The organism is Acinetobacter sp. ANC_7503, assembly GCF_056780035.1.
In genome coordinates this window covers 50,305-65,829 of sequence record NZ_JBWYJA010000003.1, presented here as the reverse complement: position 1 = coordinate 65,829, position 15,525 = coordinate 50,305, and the positions used below count along the sequence as shown (strand labels likewise).

Below are 15,525 nucleotides of genomic sequence, written 5' to 3'. Positions count from 1 at the left end.
GGTGGCTTTTTCAAATACTAATCTAAGAATATTAACGTCCCAGTTTTTTGACATCTAAAGGTATTTCAATACCAACAGAAGCACCTGCATCATTACCATGACGATCTGAATCTGCAATCCAACCATTAATCTTTAATGGCAAATTCGGCTTCACAAAATGCGTCCAAGTTAAATCTAATGCTTGGATATCATCTTCCTCAGAAAATGCAACATTGGTATCTCGATTTGATTGATTTACTTTTGCAAATAATACGCGACCTGAAAGTCTATTCATGGCATCAAAACGAATATTTCCACCCAAAGAAATCATCTCACCATCTCCTCCAATCGCATGTGCAAGAGGATAGCCATGTTGATAATATCCATCTGTATAAACACTGTGATTATAAGATATTCCTTGGGCCTTCCCATTTGTAGTGGTGTCTACCCACTCAGCATAAACCTGATAAGGCATTTTTTTTAAAGATGAAGAATAATCCACCCCAGCCTGATACATTTTCTTAGCAGGTAAGCCACCTGCTTCATCTTCCCCCACGTATTGAGCATAGACGCCGATTGGCTGGTTCAATAAATAGCTTAGATTCAAACGCGCATCAAATCCAGCAATCTGGTTAGATGGATTAACAGTATCCCCGTAAACATTATCTTTACCAATCCAAGCATCCCAGAGAGTTCCTAAATCCTCAGGGCGACCTTCACCACCCCATTGAATAATGCGTGATGCACCGAACTCTAAATAAGGTAGTGGTTGTGCGGTCAAACGTAAACCAATAATTTTAGCATCAGGAACTGCTTTATAATCATCTAACTGGCCGCCAAAAGCTTGGTATTGCCAAGGCCCGATCCATGATAGCCATTTATGATCAAAAGCAGACTGTTCAGCACGCTGTAGAGTGAAACCATATACTGGTCGACTTGCATCTCCACGTATCAAACTACCATCGTGTCCAGGTCCCCAGTAGGTTGGAATCTGACCAGCAATGAGCCATTGATTCCAAAGTTTACCCGCAAGATATGAGCCTTCTAGGTTAACGTCTTGCCCATTGTCTATCTGAGGGTCTTTTTCACCTCTAACTTTGAGCTTCGCATCCCAATTTTGCCCCCCAAGATTTAACTCTGCACCAAGCGCATATTGTGCTTTTTGATGATCGGCAAAAGATTGTGGGATTTTCTTTTGATCACTCTCCGCGAAAGCATCAACTTTTAATGTTTCATTTTGCTGCTTAATCGCTCTTTCGACTTCCTGAATAACCTTTTGTTGTTCAATGGAGTTAATTTTAGCATTGTTGAGGGCACGTTGGACTTCATCACCACTTAGCGGCCATGTCGAGGTGCTTATTTGAATCACACCTTGTTGATTCAGCCAATTTAAATCATCTCTCAGGTTTTCATCGTTGAGGAGAATACCATTGGCAAACACCAGTGGACTAGAAAATAGTAAGCTCGATGATAGGATTTTTATAAGTCTATTCGGGTTCATCACAAATCAATTTAGGATTATATCTTATTGATTATTTGAATTTTTAATTTATAAATCCATTAACTTTACATTAAGTCTTTAATTAGATACATTTAATAACATTGTATAAATATTTTGATAAACATACAGCTGGTTAAACAGATTAGCCTTAATGATAATTTTCTATATTTTTTATCACCTTAATCAAATATTTTGTGATTAAAACCTCAAAATAAACTCACACTAAAAAACATTTAATTTTAATTTTATGTTAAGAAAAATTAAAAAAGCCCTTCAAAGAAGGGCTTTTTTAATTTCACTATTACGCATTTTTGTGACGCATATGTGGGAATAAGATCACATCGCGAATACTTGGCGCATTGGCAAATAGCATTACCAGACGATCAATACCAATCCCTTCACCTGCTGTAGGAGGTAAACCATATTCAAGCGCCTCAACGAAGTCGGCATCATAGTGCATTGCTTCATCATCACCCGCATCTTTTTCAGCTACCTGTGCTTGGAAACGCTCAGCCTGGTCAATTGGGTCATTTAACTCTGAGAAGCCATTTGCAAGCTCACGACCACCAATAAAGAATTCAAAACGGTCAGTAATGTGCGGGTTGTCATCGTTACGACGTGCCAATGGAGAGGTTTCCGCAGGATATTCAGTAATGAAGGTCGGTTGACGAAGTTTCGTTTCAACAGTTTCTTCAAATACAATCGTTTGAAGCTTACCTAGACCAAAACCGGGCTTCACTTGCTCTTTAAGTTCATTCTTAACAAACTCAGCTAAGAACTCGCGATCATTTACATTTTCAGGTGTAAATTGTGGGTTATGTTCAAGAATTGCATCAAACATTGAGATTTTCTTGAATGGACCTTTGAAGCTATACACTTCTTCGCCATAAGGTACATCTGTCGAACCTAAGATATCAATTGCTAGTTTTTCTAGCATTTGCTCTGTCAGTTCCATCAAGTCTTTGTAGTCTGCATAAGCTTGGTAGAATTCGATCATGGTGAATTCTGGGTTGTGACGTGTAGACACACCTTCATTACGGAAGTTACGGTTAATCTCAAACACACGTTCAAAACCACCTACAACCAAACGCTTTAAGTAAAGTTCTGGTGCAATACGTAAGAATAATGGCATGTCTAAGGCATTGTGATGCGTTTCAAATGGACGCGCAGAAGCACCACCTGGAATCACATGCATCATTGGCGTTTCAACTTCCATATAACGTTTTTCAGTCAAGAAGTTACGAATACCAGCAACTACTTTTGCTCGAATTTCAAAAGTCTTACGCGTTTCTTCGTTAACGATCAGATCAAGATAACGTTTACGGTATTTTACTTCTGTATCTGTTAGACCGTGGAACTTATCTGGAAGAGGACGGAGTGATTTAGTGAGGAGTTCAAAATGTTCAATATGCACATAAAGATCACCTTTGCCTGAACGTCCAATGTAACCTTCAACGGCAATAATATCACCTAGATCAAGACCTTTAATGGTGTCTAAAGTCTCTGCAGATAATTCTTTACGTGCAACATAAAGCTGAATACGGCCGGTCATGTCTTGGATCACCATGAACGAACCGCGGTTCAACATCACCCGACCCGCAACTTTGACATAAACTTTTTCACTGCCTTCAATTTCTTCTTTTGATTTATCAGCAAACTGATCCTGAAGGTCTTGTGCATAATGTTCACGCTTAAACGTGTTTGGCCAAGGGCTCGTACCCTGCTCTTGAGCCTTATCTTGAATCTGTTTTAACTTGGCATGACGCTGTGCGATTAAATCGTTTTCGGAAATGGCTTGTTCAGAAGTCGATTGAGCGTTTTGTTGCGTCATCTCTGCCTCGTAATTTTATTTAAAAAAGAAGTTTCATAGCATAGCAGAATTCAAAGTACTTGAGCATTAGAAAAAATAATCAGCCATTTGAAAAACGCTTAATTTCATCCACTAAAGTCTAGGTCTGAACATTTCTTAGACCAAAAGCTAAGTTGTACTTTGAATACAGCACTCTACAATCATCCTATAAATTGTGGAAAAGTATACTTTCAACAATCATAAAAAATAGAATGGATTTAATGATGACTTATGAACACTCAAGAGCCTAAAGTATTGTTTATGCATGGATTAGATTCTTCAAGAGAATCTACCAAGTTTCAGGCAATTCTTTCTAAAAATAAATATTGCATTAATGTTGATTATCGAAATTTAAAATACGCTGCTGTTGAACGTTTTTATATCGATATGATCGAGAAAATTAAACCAGACATTTTAGTAGGACATAGTCTAGGTGGTTACTGGGCATTAAAGATGTCAAATCGATTTCAACTTCCTGCTGTGATTGCAAATCCGAGCCTAATGCCATCTTTCGATCCAGATTATCCAGCGATTACAATTGAGGAGCTTCAATCCAAAACCTCATCTCAAATCGCTTATATCGAACTTGGTGATGAACTGATTGATATGCATAGTACCTCTGACTTATTAGAGCCATACATGTACGTTGAAAGTATTATTGGTGGCCGTCATCAACTGGAAAACCCTGATCGCCTGAATTACCTGATCGGATTAGTCAGCCACTCAAATCATCAATCACATTAAAAAAGCCTTGTGAATCACAAGGCTTTTCGACTTAAATTTGAGGTTTTGATTTATCGTCCAAAACTGACCAAATATTCATTCCTAAATCCGCGTGTAAGTCTGGTAAATCAAGGAAAATACTCGCCCCTAAAACAGTGTGCTGACATTTATCCATCAATTGCTTAACTGCTTTTAATGTACCACCTGTGGCCAATACATCATCAACAATAATCACTTTTTGAGCCTGTACATCCGCAGACATTTCTAAACGGTCCATGCCATACTCAAGGCTATAACCCACACCAATCACTGGTGGTGGTAATTTTCCAGCTTTACGAACCAACAACAAACCCTTGCCAGTACGTTGCGCCAACAAACTCGCCAAAACAAACCCACGTGCTTCAACAGCAACGAAACTCTCTACTTCTGCCAATTGTTCCGCAGGAATACTTTCGATTAAGGCATCAGTTAAAGGTGCAATGCTCTGCATGAACAAAGGAGTTAAATCAAAGAAACAAATTCCTGGTTTGGGAAAATCTTGGACCGTACGAATGTGTGACCACAATGATGTAGACAAAGAATTAGACATAGGAGATAAAAATTAGACAAAAGAATGCGTAAATTTTAACGAATTATTGACAAAAAATATAGCAAACATAAGCTAAGAAAAAATACCAACCAATATAACTTATTGATTTTTAATAAACCATTTTTTAATTAAATGACAAGTATAAAACACAAACAGTATAAATTTTATATGAATAGCTGGTAAATCAATACGCGACAAAAGTCTGACAATTTTTTTTAAATCATAATACATATAATTTTGTCAGATATTTCAAAGATTTAATGCTCAGCCCTATCATGCATTAGCATAATTAGCATGCGTTTTGTCCTAATCTGCCATTCAGCTTCTCTTTTAGTCAGCTAAACTCCGTTATTTACTTTACTTTCCACCTCGAACTGCGTAAAAATTTGCTTGAATATGAACGATAAAAATTCATATCACTTGAGTCTAGGTGTGAGAAAGATTTTGGCTGACACCAATAAATGGAATTGTCAGTATTTTTGGAGAATCAAATGAAAAAATATCAATGCATCGTTTGTGGATGGATTTATGACGAAGCAGAAGGCTGGCCACAAGATGGCATTGCTGCAGGCACTAAATGGGAAGATATTCCAGATGATTGGACTTGCCCAGATTGCGGCGTATCAAAAGCAGATTTTGAAATGATTGAAATTTAATTCAGATTTCCTTTAAAGACCATTTTGATATGGTCTTTTTTCTTATTTACTAAAAAAATTATCAGTATTGGAGAGTACTATGCAACCGATCATCATTGTTGGCTCTGGCATGGCAGGTTACACATTAGCGCGAGAGTTTCGCAAACTGAATGCTGAACAAGCACTTGTTATGATTTGCTCAGATGATGCGGTGAACTATGCAAAACCAACTTTATCTAATGCACTTGTTGGTAAAAAAGCGCCAGAACAAATTGCCTTAGGTGATGCTGAGAAAATGTCTGCGCAATTGAATATGCAAATTATTCATCATGCGACTGTCACTTCAATTTCTGCAGATCAACATCAATTGACCTACACAAAAGATGGACAAGCTGAAAACCTTATATACAGCAAGTTAATATTAGCTGTAGGTGCGAACCCTATTCGTTTAGCCATTTCAGGTGATGGCGCTGATGATATTCATGTAGTTAACTCACTGATTGATTATCGTGAATTTCGCTCTAAGCTCGACCTTAAACAAGACAAGCGTGTTGTCATTTTAGGTGCAGGCCTCATTGGGTGTGAATTTGCCAACGATTTACAGAACACAGGTCATCAAGCGACTGTGATTGATCTTGCTCCACAACCTTTAGGTCGTCTTCTACCAGAACACGTCGCACATGCTTTCCAGCAAAATCTTGAAGAAACAGGTATTCAGTTTGCATTAAGCACCACCGTAGATCGTGTAAGTAAAAACTCAGACGAAAGCTATACCGTAACGCTTACAAATGGACAGAGCTTTACAGCTGACGTTGTTCTTTCCGCTGTTGGCCTCCAACCCAATACATCAGTTGCACAAGAAGCAGGAATCCATACCAGCCGTGGAATTGTGACTAACACTTTAATGGAAACCAATAAAACCGAGATTTATGCATTAGGTGATTGTGCAGAAGTGAATGGTTTACTGCTTCCGTATGTCATGCCAATTATGCAACAAGCACGTGCTTTAGCTAAAACATTGTCTGGTGAAAATACACAAGTTCATTATCCAGCGATGCCAGTCGCAGTGAAAACTCCTGCTGCACCACTGACTGTATTACCTGTACCTCAAGGTGTAGAGGCAACTTGGGAAACTGAAGAACTCGATGACGGAATGATTGCTAAAGCACTTGACCAAGAATCAACGCTTCGTGGATTTGTGCTACTTGGACCAACAGCAGCGAAGCAACGTTTAACATTGACCAAACTGGTCCCAGATTTAATTCCAGCTGCCGTTTAATTATTCAAAGATTTAGGGTATTTTCAAATGAAAGTACCCTTTTAGTTTGGACACAATAAAAATGAATAACGCACTAGAATATCAAGTTTCACCTTATGCTCCATTCATGCAAGAAAGTAAAGTGAGTCTAGGCAATGGGATCGACCTTCATATTGAAGTTGGAGGCAAGGCTGAACATCCTACGATTATTCTCATCATGGGACTGGGTGCGCAGATGCTTTTTTGGCCAGATTTTTTTTGCAAATCTTTAATAGACCAAGGTTTCAGAGTCATTCGTTTCGATAACCGAGATATTGGCCTCTCAACAAAAATTAAGCACAAGGGACCTCGCCTCAATACATTTAAACTTATGGGTCGATTTGCTTTTGGTCTAGGAAATCAAGGCTCTCCTTACAATTTATATGATATGGCTGAAGATGTAGCGTTACTCATTGAGCGATTAGGTCTTGAAAAAGCGCATATTATTGGTGCATCAATGGGGGGAATGATCGCTCAGATATTGGCAGCAAAATATCCAGAAAAAGTGGATAAACTAGGATTATTATTTACCAGTAATAATCAGCCATTTCTTCCGCCACCATTTCCAAAACAATTATTTAGTCTTATTGGTCGCCCTGCATCGAATGATGAAGATGGCATTGTGAATCATAGTATTAAAGTCATTCAGACGATTGGTTCACCTGGTTACGTCAATCAATTGGAAGTTATTCAAAACGCGCGTAAATTATATAAGCGTAGTTATCATCCTGCGGGTGTACTTCAACAGTTTTTAGCAATATTATGTACAGGCTCATTAGTTTCTATCGATAAGCAAATTCAAAAGCCAACACTGGTTGTACATGGCTCAAAGGATCGTCTACTCCCTTTTAGCCACGGCAAGGCAGTATCAAAAGCAATATCAGGCGCAAAGTTTGAATTAATCGAAGGAATGGGGCATGATATTCCTGCGCATTTCATCCCACAACTGAGTGGTTTGTTTGCAAAACATTTTAAATGATAAACACTAGGACACTATGGCTGCATTACCATCCCTAAGACAGCTGTCATATCTCGTGACTCTGTCTGAGACGTTGCATTTTACAGAAGCAGCACGTCGCTCATTCGTTACTCAGTCTACGCTTTCTGGCGGGATTATGGAGCTCGAGCGTTTATTGGGTGGCGTTCTCGTTGAACGTGATCGCCAAAATGTACGTTTAACCCCTCTCGGTGAGCAAGTGGTTGCACGAGCACGTGTCCTTCTTGCTGATGCTCAAGATCTCATGCGACTGAGCCGTGAGATGAGCGAACCACTTACTGGTGATCTTCATTTAGGAATTATTCCAACGATTGCACCATTTATTTTGTCGCAATTGTTAGAAGAAGTTCATAAAGAGCTGCCTAAAATTCAACTGCATCTTCATGAAGCACAGAGTGAACATTTGGTTGAAAAGCTAGAACATGGCAATTTAGACATGATCATGTTAGCGCTCCCATTCGACACACGTGGCTTAAAAGTCGCTGAAGTTGCGAAAGAGAGTTTGTACTTAGTTGCAAATAAAGCTGACCACAAAACGTCGCAAGCTAAATCTTTAGAAGATCTTGATTTGACACACCTCATGTTGCTTGAAGAAGGTCATTGCTTAAGAGACCATACTTTAAGTGTATGCCCTATCGGTGAACGCAAAAATGATCATCGTCTTAAAGCGAGCTCATTACCAACCTTGGTTGAAATGGTGAGTTCTAATCTGGGCTTTACATTACTACCTCAGATTGCGGTAAATACACATATGCTGAAAAATAATGATCACTTGGTGATCCGACCAATTGAGAATGCCCCTTCACGCATTCTGTCATTAGTGACGCGTAAAAGTACGCCATTGCAAAGCGAATTTGATGTCCTTTTACAAATTCTACAGCGCATTACTGCTGATATTTGCTAATAAGCCATCACAAAAAAGGAGCCATTTGGCTCCTTTTTTTATAAAAATCATTTAAGATTTAAAAAGTTCAAGCAATTTATGTTGCGCATTATGAGGAGTCTCACCTTCATCGCATTGCGCACGTGACCAAGTTCCATCACCATTTAACAACCAAGCTTGTTGATTATCTTTCATATAATTTAATAAACCATGTTGATAAATATGCTTTCTCAAAGTTGGATCCTCAACAGGGAAACAAACTTCAACACGATTAAATAAATTACGATCCATCCAGTCTGCGCTTGAACAATACAGTCGTGGTTGCCCTGCATTTCCAAAATAATACACACGTGTGTGCTCTAAAAATCGTCCAACGATAGAGCGTACACGGATATTCTCAGAAAGCCCTGGTAAACCCGGTCTTAAGCAACAAATTGAACGTATGATTAAATCAATCTGCACACCAGCTTGTGATGCTTCATAAAGTTTATTAATCAGTTGCACTTCAGTCAGCGCATTCACTTTTACGATAATCTGAGCTGGCTTACCCGCTTTGGCGTGAGCAATCTCTTCATCAATATAACTAATTAACTGTGTATGCAACGTAAATGGCGCATGAAGTAATTTCTTCAATTTTGCCATTTTGCCCATTCCAGTCAACTCTTGGAATATACGATGCACATCTTCACAAAGCTCTTTGTCCGTTGTCATCAATCCGTAATCGGTATAGATCCGGGCATTGGTTGCATGATAATTCCCTGTACCTAAGTGCACATAACGAACCAATTTATTATTTTCACGGCGCACAACGAGAATCATTTTTGCATGTGTTTTATAGCCTACGATGCCATAAACCACCACAGCACCAGCCTCTTGCAAAACATTTGCTACCGCAATATTTGACTCTTCATCGAATCGCGCTCGAAGTTCAATGACAGCTGTGACTTCTTTACCATTACGTGCAGCTTCAGCCAACACTTGAACAATCTCAGAATCAGGCCCACTTCGATATAATGTTTGCTTAATCGCTAAAACTTGTGGATCTCGTGCTGCCTCACGTAATAAATTAATAACTGGAGCAAATGATTCAAATGGATGATGTAAAAGAATGTCTTGTTTCTTCATTGCAGAAAAAACATTTTCAGACTTCTTTAATACTTTAGGAATGACCGGCGTATGTGAGTCATATCTCAAATGCGGACGTTTAAAATTAGACACTAAACGTGCCAAGTTCACAGGTCCATCAACTTTATATAATTGTTCTTCATGTAAGTCGAATTCGTTGAGAAGGTAATCATAAATATGTTTTGGACAATTTTCTGTCACTTCTAAACGGACAGCACGTCCAAATCGACGAGAGTTTAACTCCCCTTTTAATGCTTTTGCCAAATCTTCGACATCTTCATTAAGGGCTAAATCCGCATTTCGCGTCACACGGAATTGATAGCAACCTGTCGCAGTCATTCCTGGGAATAAATCAGAAACATGCTCATGAATAATCGCTGACAGCATCACGTGGTGTTCTTTACCATCGGTTAACTCGTCAGGTAAACGAACCACACGTGGTAAAGAACGTGGCGCAGGGACAACGGCTAAATCAATCTGTCGTCCAAAAGCATCTTTGCCTTCTAGCGTGACAATAAAGTTGAGTGATTTGTTGACTAAACGCGGGAATGGATGTGCTGGATCTAAACTAATTGGAGTAAGTACTGGCGCAACTTGTTCCTGAAAATATTTTTTAATCCATTGGGATTGAGCAGGTGTCAACTCTCCACGACGTAAGAAGCAGATATCTTCTTCACGTAATTTTGGAAAAATTTCATCATTCAAAATACGATATTGACGCTCTATTGCAGCATGCGCAGTCTGTGAAATTTTCTCAAGAACTTGCTTTGGTGTTAACCCATCTGGACTACGGCTTTCATTACCGAGCTCCAATTGCTCCATAACACCCGCAACACGAATTTCAAAGAATTCGTCCATATTTCTTGAAAAAATCAATAAGAAATTCATTCGCTCAAGCAATGGATGCAATGGATCAACCGCTTGTTCTAAAACACGAAGATGAAAATCTAAAATTGAAAGTTCACGATTGATATATCGTTCATTATAAGTATATTCAGTTGGAGTATTTGTCATCGCGGTATTCATACCACAAAACCTGCATGCTAAAGATCTGTCTTAAGTATGCTTCAAATTTATGACAATTTCATAAAAAATGCACATGATCACTGTGCATTTTTGATCTCACGAAAGTTTTTTAGACAATTACATCTCACGGAATTCTTGAAGCATTCATGTAACGCAAAATAATTCGCTGTTTATTTTTGAGTTTACGATCTTGACGGTGGTGTTGATAATAACGCGGATTCGGCAAGATCGCTGCCAAAAATGCGGCTTGCTCACGTGTTAGACTGCTTGCCGATTTTCCAAAATAATGACGTGCTGCAGCTTCCACACCAAAAATATGATCTCCAAATTCAATGGAGTTCATGTATACCTCAAGAATGCGTTGTTTTGACCACATACGCTCCATCATGACAGTAGCGACAGCCTCTTGTCCTTTACGTAAAAAAGAACGCTTATTAAATAAAAATAAATTTTTGGATAATTGTTGGGAAATGGTAGATCCACCCGCAACCACTTGTTCTTTTTCTTTATTTCTTTCCAAAGCATGTTTTATGCCGTCAAAATCAAAGCCATGATGTTGCATAAATTTAGCATCTTCAGCTGCAATAATCGCACGTTTCAGATGATCACTGATATTCTCATAATCACGCCATTGATGCTGAATAGGCTTCGAACTGTCGGTCCAATATGTCCAACGCATGAGCATCGTTGTATCAACAGCATTGGTTCTCCACCATGCAAGACTTGAAAAAATCCATAGTTGAATTACAAGGATGATACTGACAATGACCAATAAAGTTCGAACAATAAATGCTTTCATGTCAGTGTGTTGCTCCTTTTGTTAGCGTAGTACATGCTTGACCTTAATCCATATCATTATCACAGAATACAATGACATGACTGAAATGCAACCACCCCAATTTCAAAGCCAATCACGTCTACCCTTAAGTCAGATTACGTTTTTAATCATTACACTGAATGTTGGACTTTTTATCTGGCAAATCTTTAGCGGGGTGGATATATCAAACCCAGCAACAATAGATGCTTTGCGCTGGGGTGCTGATTATGCACCGCTGACTTATTTAGAGGAACCCCTCCGAATCTTCAGCAGTACATTTTTTCATTTTGGTCTTATTCATTTAATGCTCAATATGTGGGCATTGTATATCTTTGGCAATGTCGCTGAGAAAACACTTGGACACGTTTATTTTTTAGGCTTGTATCTATTAGCAGGCATTATGGGAAGCTTGATCAGTGGACTGATTGATATTCGGAATAGTTACGAGTTATTGGAGCATGTCAACCATGATTTATTTCCACGTGTATCCGCAGGTGCATCAGGTGCCGTTATGGGTTTAGGTGGTGCTTTAACGCTCTTATCTCTTTTTCCCCCTTTACCACAACAACAATTTCTCTTTGATCGTAAATCGCTGCTGATCATCTTGGCATTAAATATTGGTATGGGATTCATGATCCCTGGAATAAATAATGCAGCGCATATTGGTGGAATGTTGATGGGTGCAGTCATGGCTTTATGTTGGTACATCGGTCAACGATTTAGACTAGGCTTCACCACTACCATCGTGGTACTTCCTCTAGGCATCTTCTTATGTTGGCTCATGTATCAATATAACTTAGGCTTAGTGAGCGGAATACAACCCATTTGGGCTGAAATGTTGCAACAAATGAAAATGCAATTGGCGTATTAATTCCAATTGCATTTTTTAGACCTCATAAATTTTATGATTGATTGAGTTCGCGCAAGCTTTTTAATGGAGGAATCTCAGTTAAGTAGCTTAAACGATAACGACCAATCAGCGCACATAAGATCATCATGCTCATAGGTAGAATCACCCAGATTTCCCAATGCGGTTGTATTGCGAGATCCATTTTATAACTGGCGATCGCACTGATGACCTCAGCAAAAAAACACGATACTAAGCCAGCCATAAAGCCGATAAACCCAATTTCTAAACTCAGCATATTTTTCAAATTGGATTTTGAGCTGCCAAATGATCTTAAAATCGCGACTTCTCGCTTTCGCTCATCCATCAATAAATTAATGCAAGCAATCAACACCAAAAAACCTGAAACACTGACGAGAAGCGCAAGAATGGTAATAATCTGAACCAGAACAGATACTAAGTTTTTAATTTCCTCTAAAATTAAGGAAACATCGATAAATACAGTATTTGAGAACTGCTGAATCAGATTGACCAACTTGGATTTTTCATCTTGAGGTACAAAAAAACTTCCTAAATAACTTCCAGCATTTTCATCCATCGTATTCGGTGCAAAAATGAAGAAAAAATTTGGACTGAAGCTTTCCCACTCGACTGTTCTTAAATTTACAACTTTGGCTTGAAGTTCACCTTCTGGCAAGCTAAAGCTGAGTTGATCACCCACTTTTATCCCTAACTCTTCAGCAAGATTTGCTTCAACAGAAACATCTCCTACCTGCTGCAATTGTGGCTGCCCACTGACAATAACATTATCTTCTGGATAGCCTTGAGCTTGAGTCAAATTCAACTCTCGTCTGAGTGAGTTATTTTGCGCTCTTAATGATTCTGAAAATGGCTGACCATTATGTTTAATTAGGCGTCCGCGGATATTCGGATACAAGGGTGTACTTGGCCAACCTTCTTTTTCGATCTGAGCTTTAAATTGCTCAACTTCAAATGGAGGAAGACCATAAATAAATTGATTTGGCGTACCTTCAGGTAACTGTTGCTGCCAACGATCTAATAGATCCGTCCTTAATACTACAAGAACTGTAATCAGGCTCAGACCTAATGCAAGTGCAGTAATTTGAAGTGCTGTTTGATTAGGTACACGTACATAGGCTGACCATCTATTTTTCAAAGATTTGATCATCTTTAATAGCAACCAAACTATGCTGAACATACTTGCACACAATGCGAGGATCGTACCGATAACGAGCAATGAGAGCTGTATATTTTGAGTTAGCAAAATACAAAATAAAATAAGACTTACAGCTCCCGCTCCCAATAAGGTCAAGAGAGAACGCGTAGATTTAACATCCTCACGGATAACACGAATTGGAGGCGTATTTAAGAGCTGCATCAAACTTGGGACAATAAATCCAAACATCACAATGACACTGGTAAATATTGCAATCGGCAAAGGCCCCAAAACCAAATCAAACAAGCTAAATTGGATGTCTAAATGCGGAATTAGTTGCAACATAAACTGCAATAAAATATAGCCTAGACCAATCCCTAACCCAGTACCGATGAACATCGCAATTGCGACGGCAATCATAAGCAATGCAATATAGTTCTTAAGAATTTGGAACTTTGCAGCCCCCATACATCTCATTAAAGCAACATGATCTTGATTTTGTTGAACGTACCGTTGACTGGTCAACGCAATTGCAATACCGCACAGTAAAATTGTAAGAATGTTTGCAAGCTGTAAAAAAGTATCTAGATTTTCAATTGGACGCATCAAGCGGGTATTCGCCTCATCCGCAGTTCTCAAGCGAATTGAGCTTTGGGTTTCCATTGCTTGCTGATCATCTGCATTTGGTTCAATCATTTTTTTAGGATAGAGCTGATCAAAATAAGCCGTAAACTCATTAAGTCTATTCGGCTCACCAGACATAAGCAGACGATATTCGATACGACTTCCAGGCTGAATCGCATTGGTTGCCGCAACATCAGATTGTGAAATGATCACTGTAGGTGAAAAGGCTGAAAATCCGAGTTCTTGGTTAGAATCCTTTTCAATGACTCCTGTGACTGTAAAACTCGCATCTGCGATTTGAACCCTCTCCCCTATTTTGACATTTAATAAATCTAAAGCACGTTGACTCAGCCATACCTCTTCTGACCGAATAGCAGTCTGATCAGGTTGAATAATGAGTTCACCACGTAGCGGAAAATTGGACTCAATCGCTTTGACATTCACCATGACAAATTGTTCATCAGTATGTGCCATTGAACCAAAAACCGTCACTTGGGACTGTTGTAGATTGAGTTGGTTCGCCTTCTGTTTAAATTTTTCATTGAGCGGATATTGATCACTCAACACTAGATCTGCAGCTTGAAGCTTAGCAGCCTGCAATGAAACAGCTTGTTGAATCTGATCATTACTGAACTTTAAAGCGGTTGTCGCACTAATCGCGAGACTCAATGCAAAAATGAGCAAATAAATCCCTGTGCTAGCAAAACTTTGCTTCAACAAAGGTTTGAATAGCGCACTCATACACGCTCTCCAGATGCTGAAGCGCCTTGCACTTTTTCTAATTGACCATCGATCAATTCATAATGCGTCTCACATTTTTGTGCTAGCTTTTGATCATGGGTGACTAAAACCAATGTAGTGCCCAGCTCCCGATTCAAATCAAATAAAAGCTGTTCAATCTCCTGGGCTGTCGTCCCATCTAAATTTCCCGTTGGTTCATCCGCAAATACAATTTTGGGCTCAGCAATTAAAGCGCGTGCAATTGCTACACGTTGTTGCTCTCCCCCAGACAATACTTTAGGTGTTTGAGTACTTTGACGATCTAAACCCAATTTATTCAACCAATAAAGGGCTTGTTGTTCTGCTTTGGCATAATCAAAATTCTTTTGAATTCTCAGCGGTAACATGACATTTTCAAGCGCAGATAAAGAAGGTAAAAGCTGAAAGGATTGAAATACAAAACCAATATTTTCAAGTCTAATTTGAGCGCGTTGCTCTTCGCTTAATTGCTCAACTGCTATACCATTAATCGACAATGTTCCTGAACTTGGCTGATCTAATGTCGCCAGAATTCCCAAGAGTGTAGATTTTCCAGAACCCGATCTGCCTGTGATTGCGACTTGCTCGCCAGGATAAATTTGTAGATTTAAATTCTCAAAAATCTTCAACTTTTTTTGTTGGATCTGTATTGTTTGTGTCAATTGCTGTGCAGAAATTAACGCTTGTGGCATGATTG

The 15,525-nt window shown here is 39.0% G+C and carries 13 protein-coding genes; 6 read left to right on the top strand and 7 right to left on the bottom strand.

Annotated features, from left to right (window positions below; all coding sequences use genetic code 11):
* Positions 1-31 precede the first annotated feature (31 nt).
* Entirely contained in the window at positions 32-1,480 is a 1,449-nt protein-coding gene (locus AC1M9M_RS05485) for a capsule assembly Wzi family protein (RefSeq protein WP_481595821.1), read from the bottom strand.
* Positions 1,481-1,781: 301 nt separating this feature from the next.
* Positions 1,782-3,311 (bottom strand): lysine--tRNA ligase, encoded by a 1,530-nt coding sequence (gene lysS / locus AC1M9M_RS05480; RefSeq protein ID WP_092766879.1) that lies wholly within the window; start codon positions 3,309-3,311, stop codon positions 1,782-1,784.
* Positions 3,312-3,560: 249 nt separating this feature from the next.
* Between lysS and AC1M9M_RS05475 the strand changes: the two genes are divergently transcribed.
* The gene (locus AC1M9M_RS05475; protein WP_179997703.1) at positions 3,561-4,073 is read left to right on the top strand and encodes a YqiA/YcfP family alpha/beta fold hydrolase; all 513 of its coding nucleotides are present in this window, start codon (positions 3,561-3,563) and stop codon (positions 4,071-4,073) included.
* 31 nt (positions 4,074-4,104) lie between these two features.
* On the opposite strand, the gene AC1M9M_RS05470 is transcribed toward AC1M9M_RS05475, so the two are convergent.
* Positions 4,105-4,641, bottom strand: coding sequence for an adenine phosphoribosyltransferase (locus tag AC1M9M_RS05470; protein ID WP_481594407.1), 537 nt, complete (start codon positions 4,639-4,641; stop codon positions 4,105-4,107).
* A gap of 491 nt (positions 4,642-5,132) precedes the next feature.
* Here AC1M9M_RS05470 and rubA point away from each other — a divergent pair, with 491 nt between their 5' ends.
* The 4 genes from rubA (at position 5,133) to oxyR (ending at position 8,474) form a co-directional block, all read left to right on the top strand.
* Entirely contained in the window at positions 5,133-5,297 is a 165-nt protein-coding gene (gene rubA, locus AC1M9M_RS05465; protein WP_000760495.1) for a rubredoxin RubA, read from the top strand.
* Between the two features lie 79 nt (positions 5,298-5,376).
* Positions 5,377-6,555, top strand: coding sequence for an NAD(P)/FAD-dependent oxidoreductase (locus AC1M9M_RS05460; protein ID WP_481595820.1), 1,179 nt, complete (start codon positions 5,377-5,379; stop codon positions 6,553-6,555).
* A gap of 61 nt (positions 6,556-6,616) precedes the next feature.
* Entirely contained in the window at positions 6,617-7,552 is a 936-nt protein-coding gene (locus AC1M9M_RS05455; RefSeq protein WP_092766881.1) for an alpha/beta fold hydrolase, read from the top strand.
* 16 nt (positions 7,553-7,568) lie between these two features.
* Positions 7,569-8,474, top strand: a complete 906-nt coding sequence (oxyR, locus tag AC1M9M_RS05450) for a LysR family transcriptional regulator OxyR (RefSeq protein WP_481595819.1) — start codon at positions 7,569-7,571, stop codon at positions 8,472-8,474.
* 51 nt (positions 8,475-8,525) lie between these two features.
* Here the strand turns inward: oxyR and ppk1 are convergent, their stop codons facing one another.
* Positions 8,526-10,604: a polyphosphate kinase 1 gene (ppk1, locus tag AC1M9M_RS05445; RefSeq protein ID WP_035266707.1), complete on the bottom strand. Its 2,079-nt coding sequence runs from the start codon at positions 10,602-10,604 to the stop codon at positions 8,526-8,528.
* A 124-nt stretch (positions 10,605-10,728) separates the two neighbouring features.
* The gene (gene mtgA / locus AC1M9M_RS05440; protein WP_035266660.1) at positions 10,729-11,403 is read right to left on the bottom strand and encodes a monofunctional biosynthetic peptidoglycan transglycosylase; all 675 of its coding nucleotides are present in this window, start codon (positions 11,401-11,403) and stop codon (positions 10,729-10,731) included.
* Positions 11,404-11,479: 76 nt separating this feature from the next.
* Here mtgA and AC1M9M_RS05435 point away from each other — a divergent pair, with 76 nt between their 5' ends.
* Positions 11,480-12,292, top strand: a complete 813-nt coding sequence (locus AC1M9M_RS05435) for a rhomboid family intramembrane serine protease (RefSeq protein ID WP_481588885.1) — start codon at positions 11,480-11,482, stop codon at positions 12,290-12,292.
* Positions 12,293-12,323: 31 nt separating this feature from the next.
* Here AC1M9M_RS05435 and AC1M9M_RS05430 read toward each other — a convergent pair whose 3' ends face one another.
* Positions 12,324-14,810, bottom strand: coding sequence for an ABC transporter permease (locus AC1M9M_RS05430; RefSeq protein ID WP_481595818.1), 2,487 nt, complete (start codon positions 14,808-14,810; stop codon positions 12,324-12,326).
* Positions 14,807-15,520, bottom strand: a complete 714-nt coding sequence (locus AC1M9M_RS05425; protein ID WP_481595891.1) for an ABC transporter ATP-binding protein — start codon at positions 15,518-15,520, stop codon at positions 14,807-14,809. Before AC1M9M_RS05425 ends, AC1M9M_RS05430 begins: the two co-directional genes overlap by 4 nt.
* Positions 15,521-15,525 lie beyond the last annotated feature (5 nt).

Bases quoted from the DNA above. Each gene is read 5' to 3' on its own strand.
- AC1M9M_RS05485 (WP_481595821.1), bottom strand. From the start codon at position 1,480: ATGAACCCGAATAGACTTATAAAAATCCTATCATCGAGCTTACTATTT.
- lysS (WP_092766879.1), bottom strand. From the start codon at position 3,311: ATGACGCAACAAAACGCTCAATCGACTTCTGAACAAGCCATTTCCGAA.
- AC1M9M_RS05475 (WP_179997703.1), top strand. From the start codon at position 3,561: ATGAACACTCAAGAGCCTAAAGTATTGTTTATGCATGGATTAGATTCT.
- AC1M9M_RS05470 (WP_481594407.1), bottom strand. From the start codon at position 4,641: ATGTCTAATTCTTTGTCTACATCATTGTGGTCACACATTCGTACGGTC.
- rubA (WP_000760495.1), top strand. From the start codon at position 5,133: ATGAAAAAATATCAATGCATCGTTTGTGGATGGATTTATGACGAAGCA.
- AC1M9M_RS05460 (WP_481595820.1), top strand. From the start codon at position 5,377: ATGCAACCGATCATCATTGTTGGCTCTGGCATGGCAGGTTACACATTA.
- AC1M9M_RS05455 (WP_092766881.1), top strand. From the start codon at position 6,617: ATGAATAACGCACTAGAATATCAAGTTTCACCTTATGCTCCATTCATG.
- oxyR (WP_481595819.1), top strand. From the start codon at position 7,569: ATGGCTGCATTACCATCCCTAAGACAGCTGTCATATCTCGTGACTCTG.
- ppk1 (WP_035266707.1), bottom strand. From the start codon at position 10,604: ATGAATACCGCGATGACAAATACTCCAACTGAATATACTTATAATGAA.
- mtgA (WP_035266660.1), bottom strand. From the start codon at position 11,403: ATGAAAGCATTTATTGTTCGAACTTTATTGGTCATTGTCAGTATCATC.
- AC1M9M_RS05435 (WP_481588885.1), top strand. From the start codon at position 11,480: ATGACTGAAATGCAACCACCCCAATTTCAAAGCCAATCACGTCTACCC.
- AC1M9M_RS05430 (WP_481595818.1), bottom strand. From the start codon at position 14,810: ATGAGTGCGCTATTCAAACCTTTGTTGAAGCAAAGTTTTGCTAGCACA.
- AC1M9M_RS05425 (WP_481595891.1), bottom strand. From the start codon at position 15,520: ATGCCACAAGCGTTAATTTCTGCACAGCAATTGACACAAACAATACAG.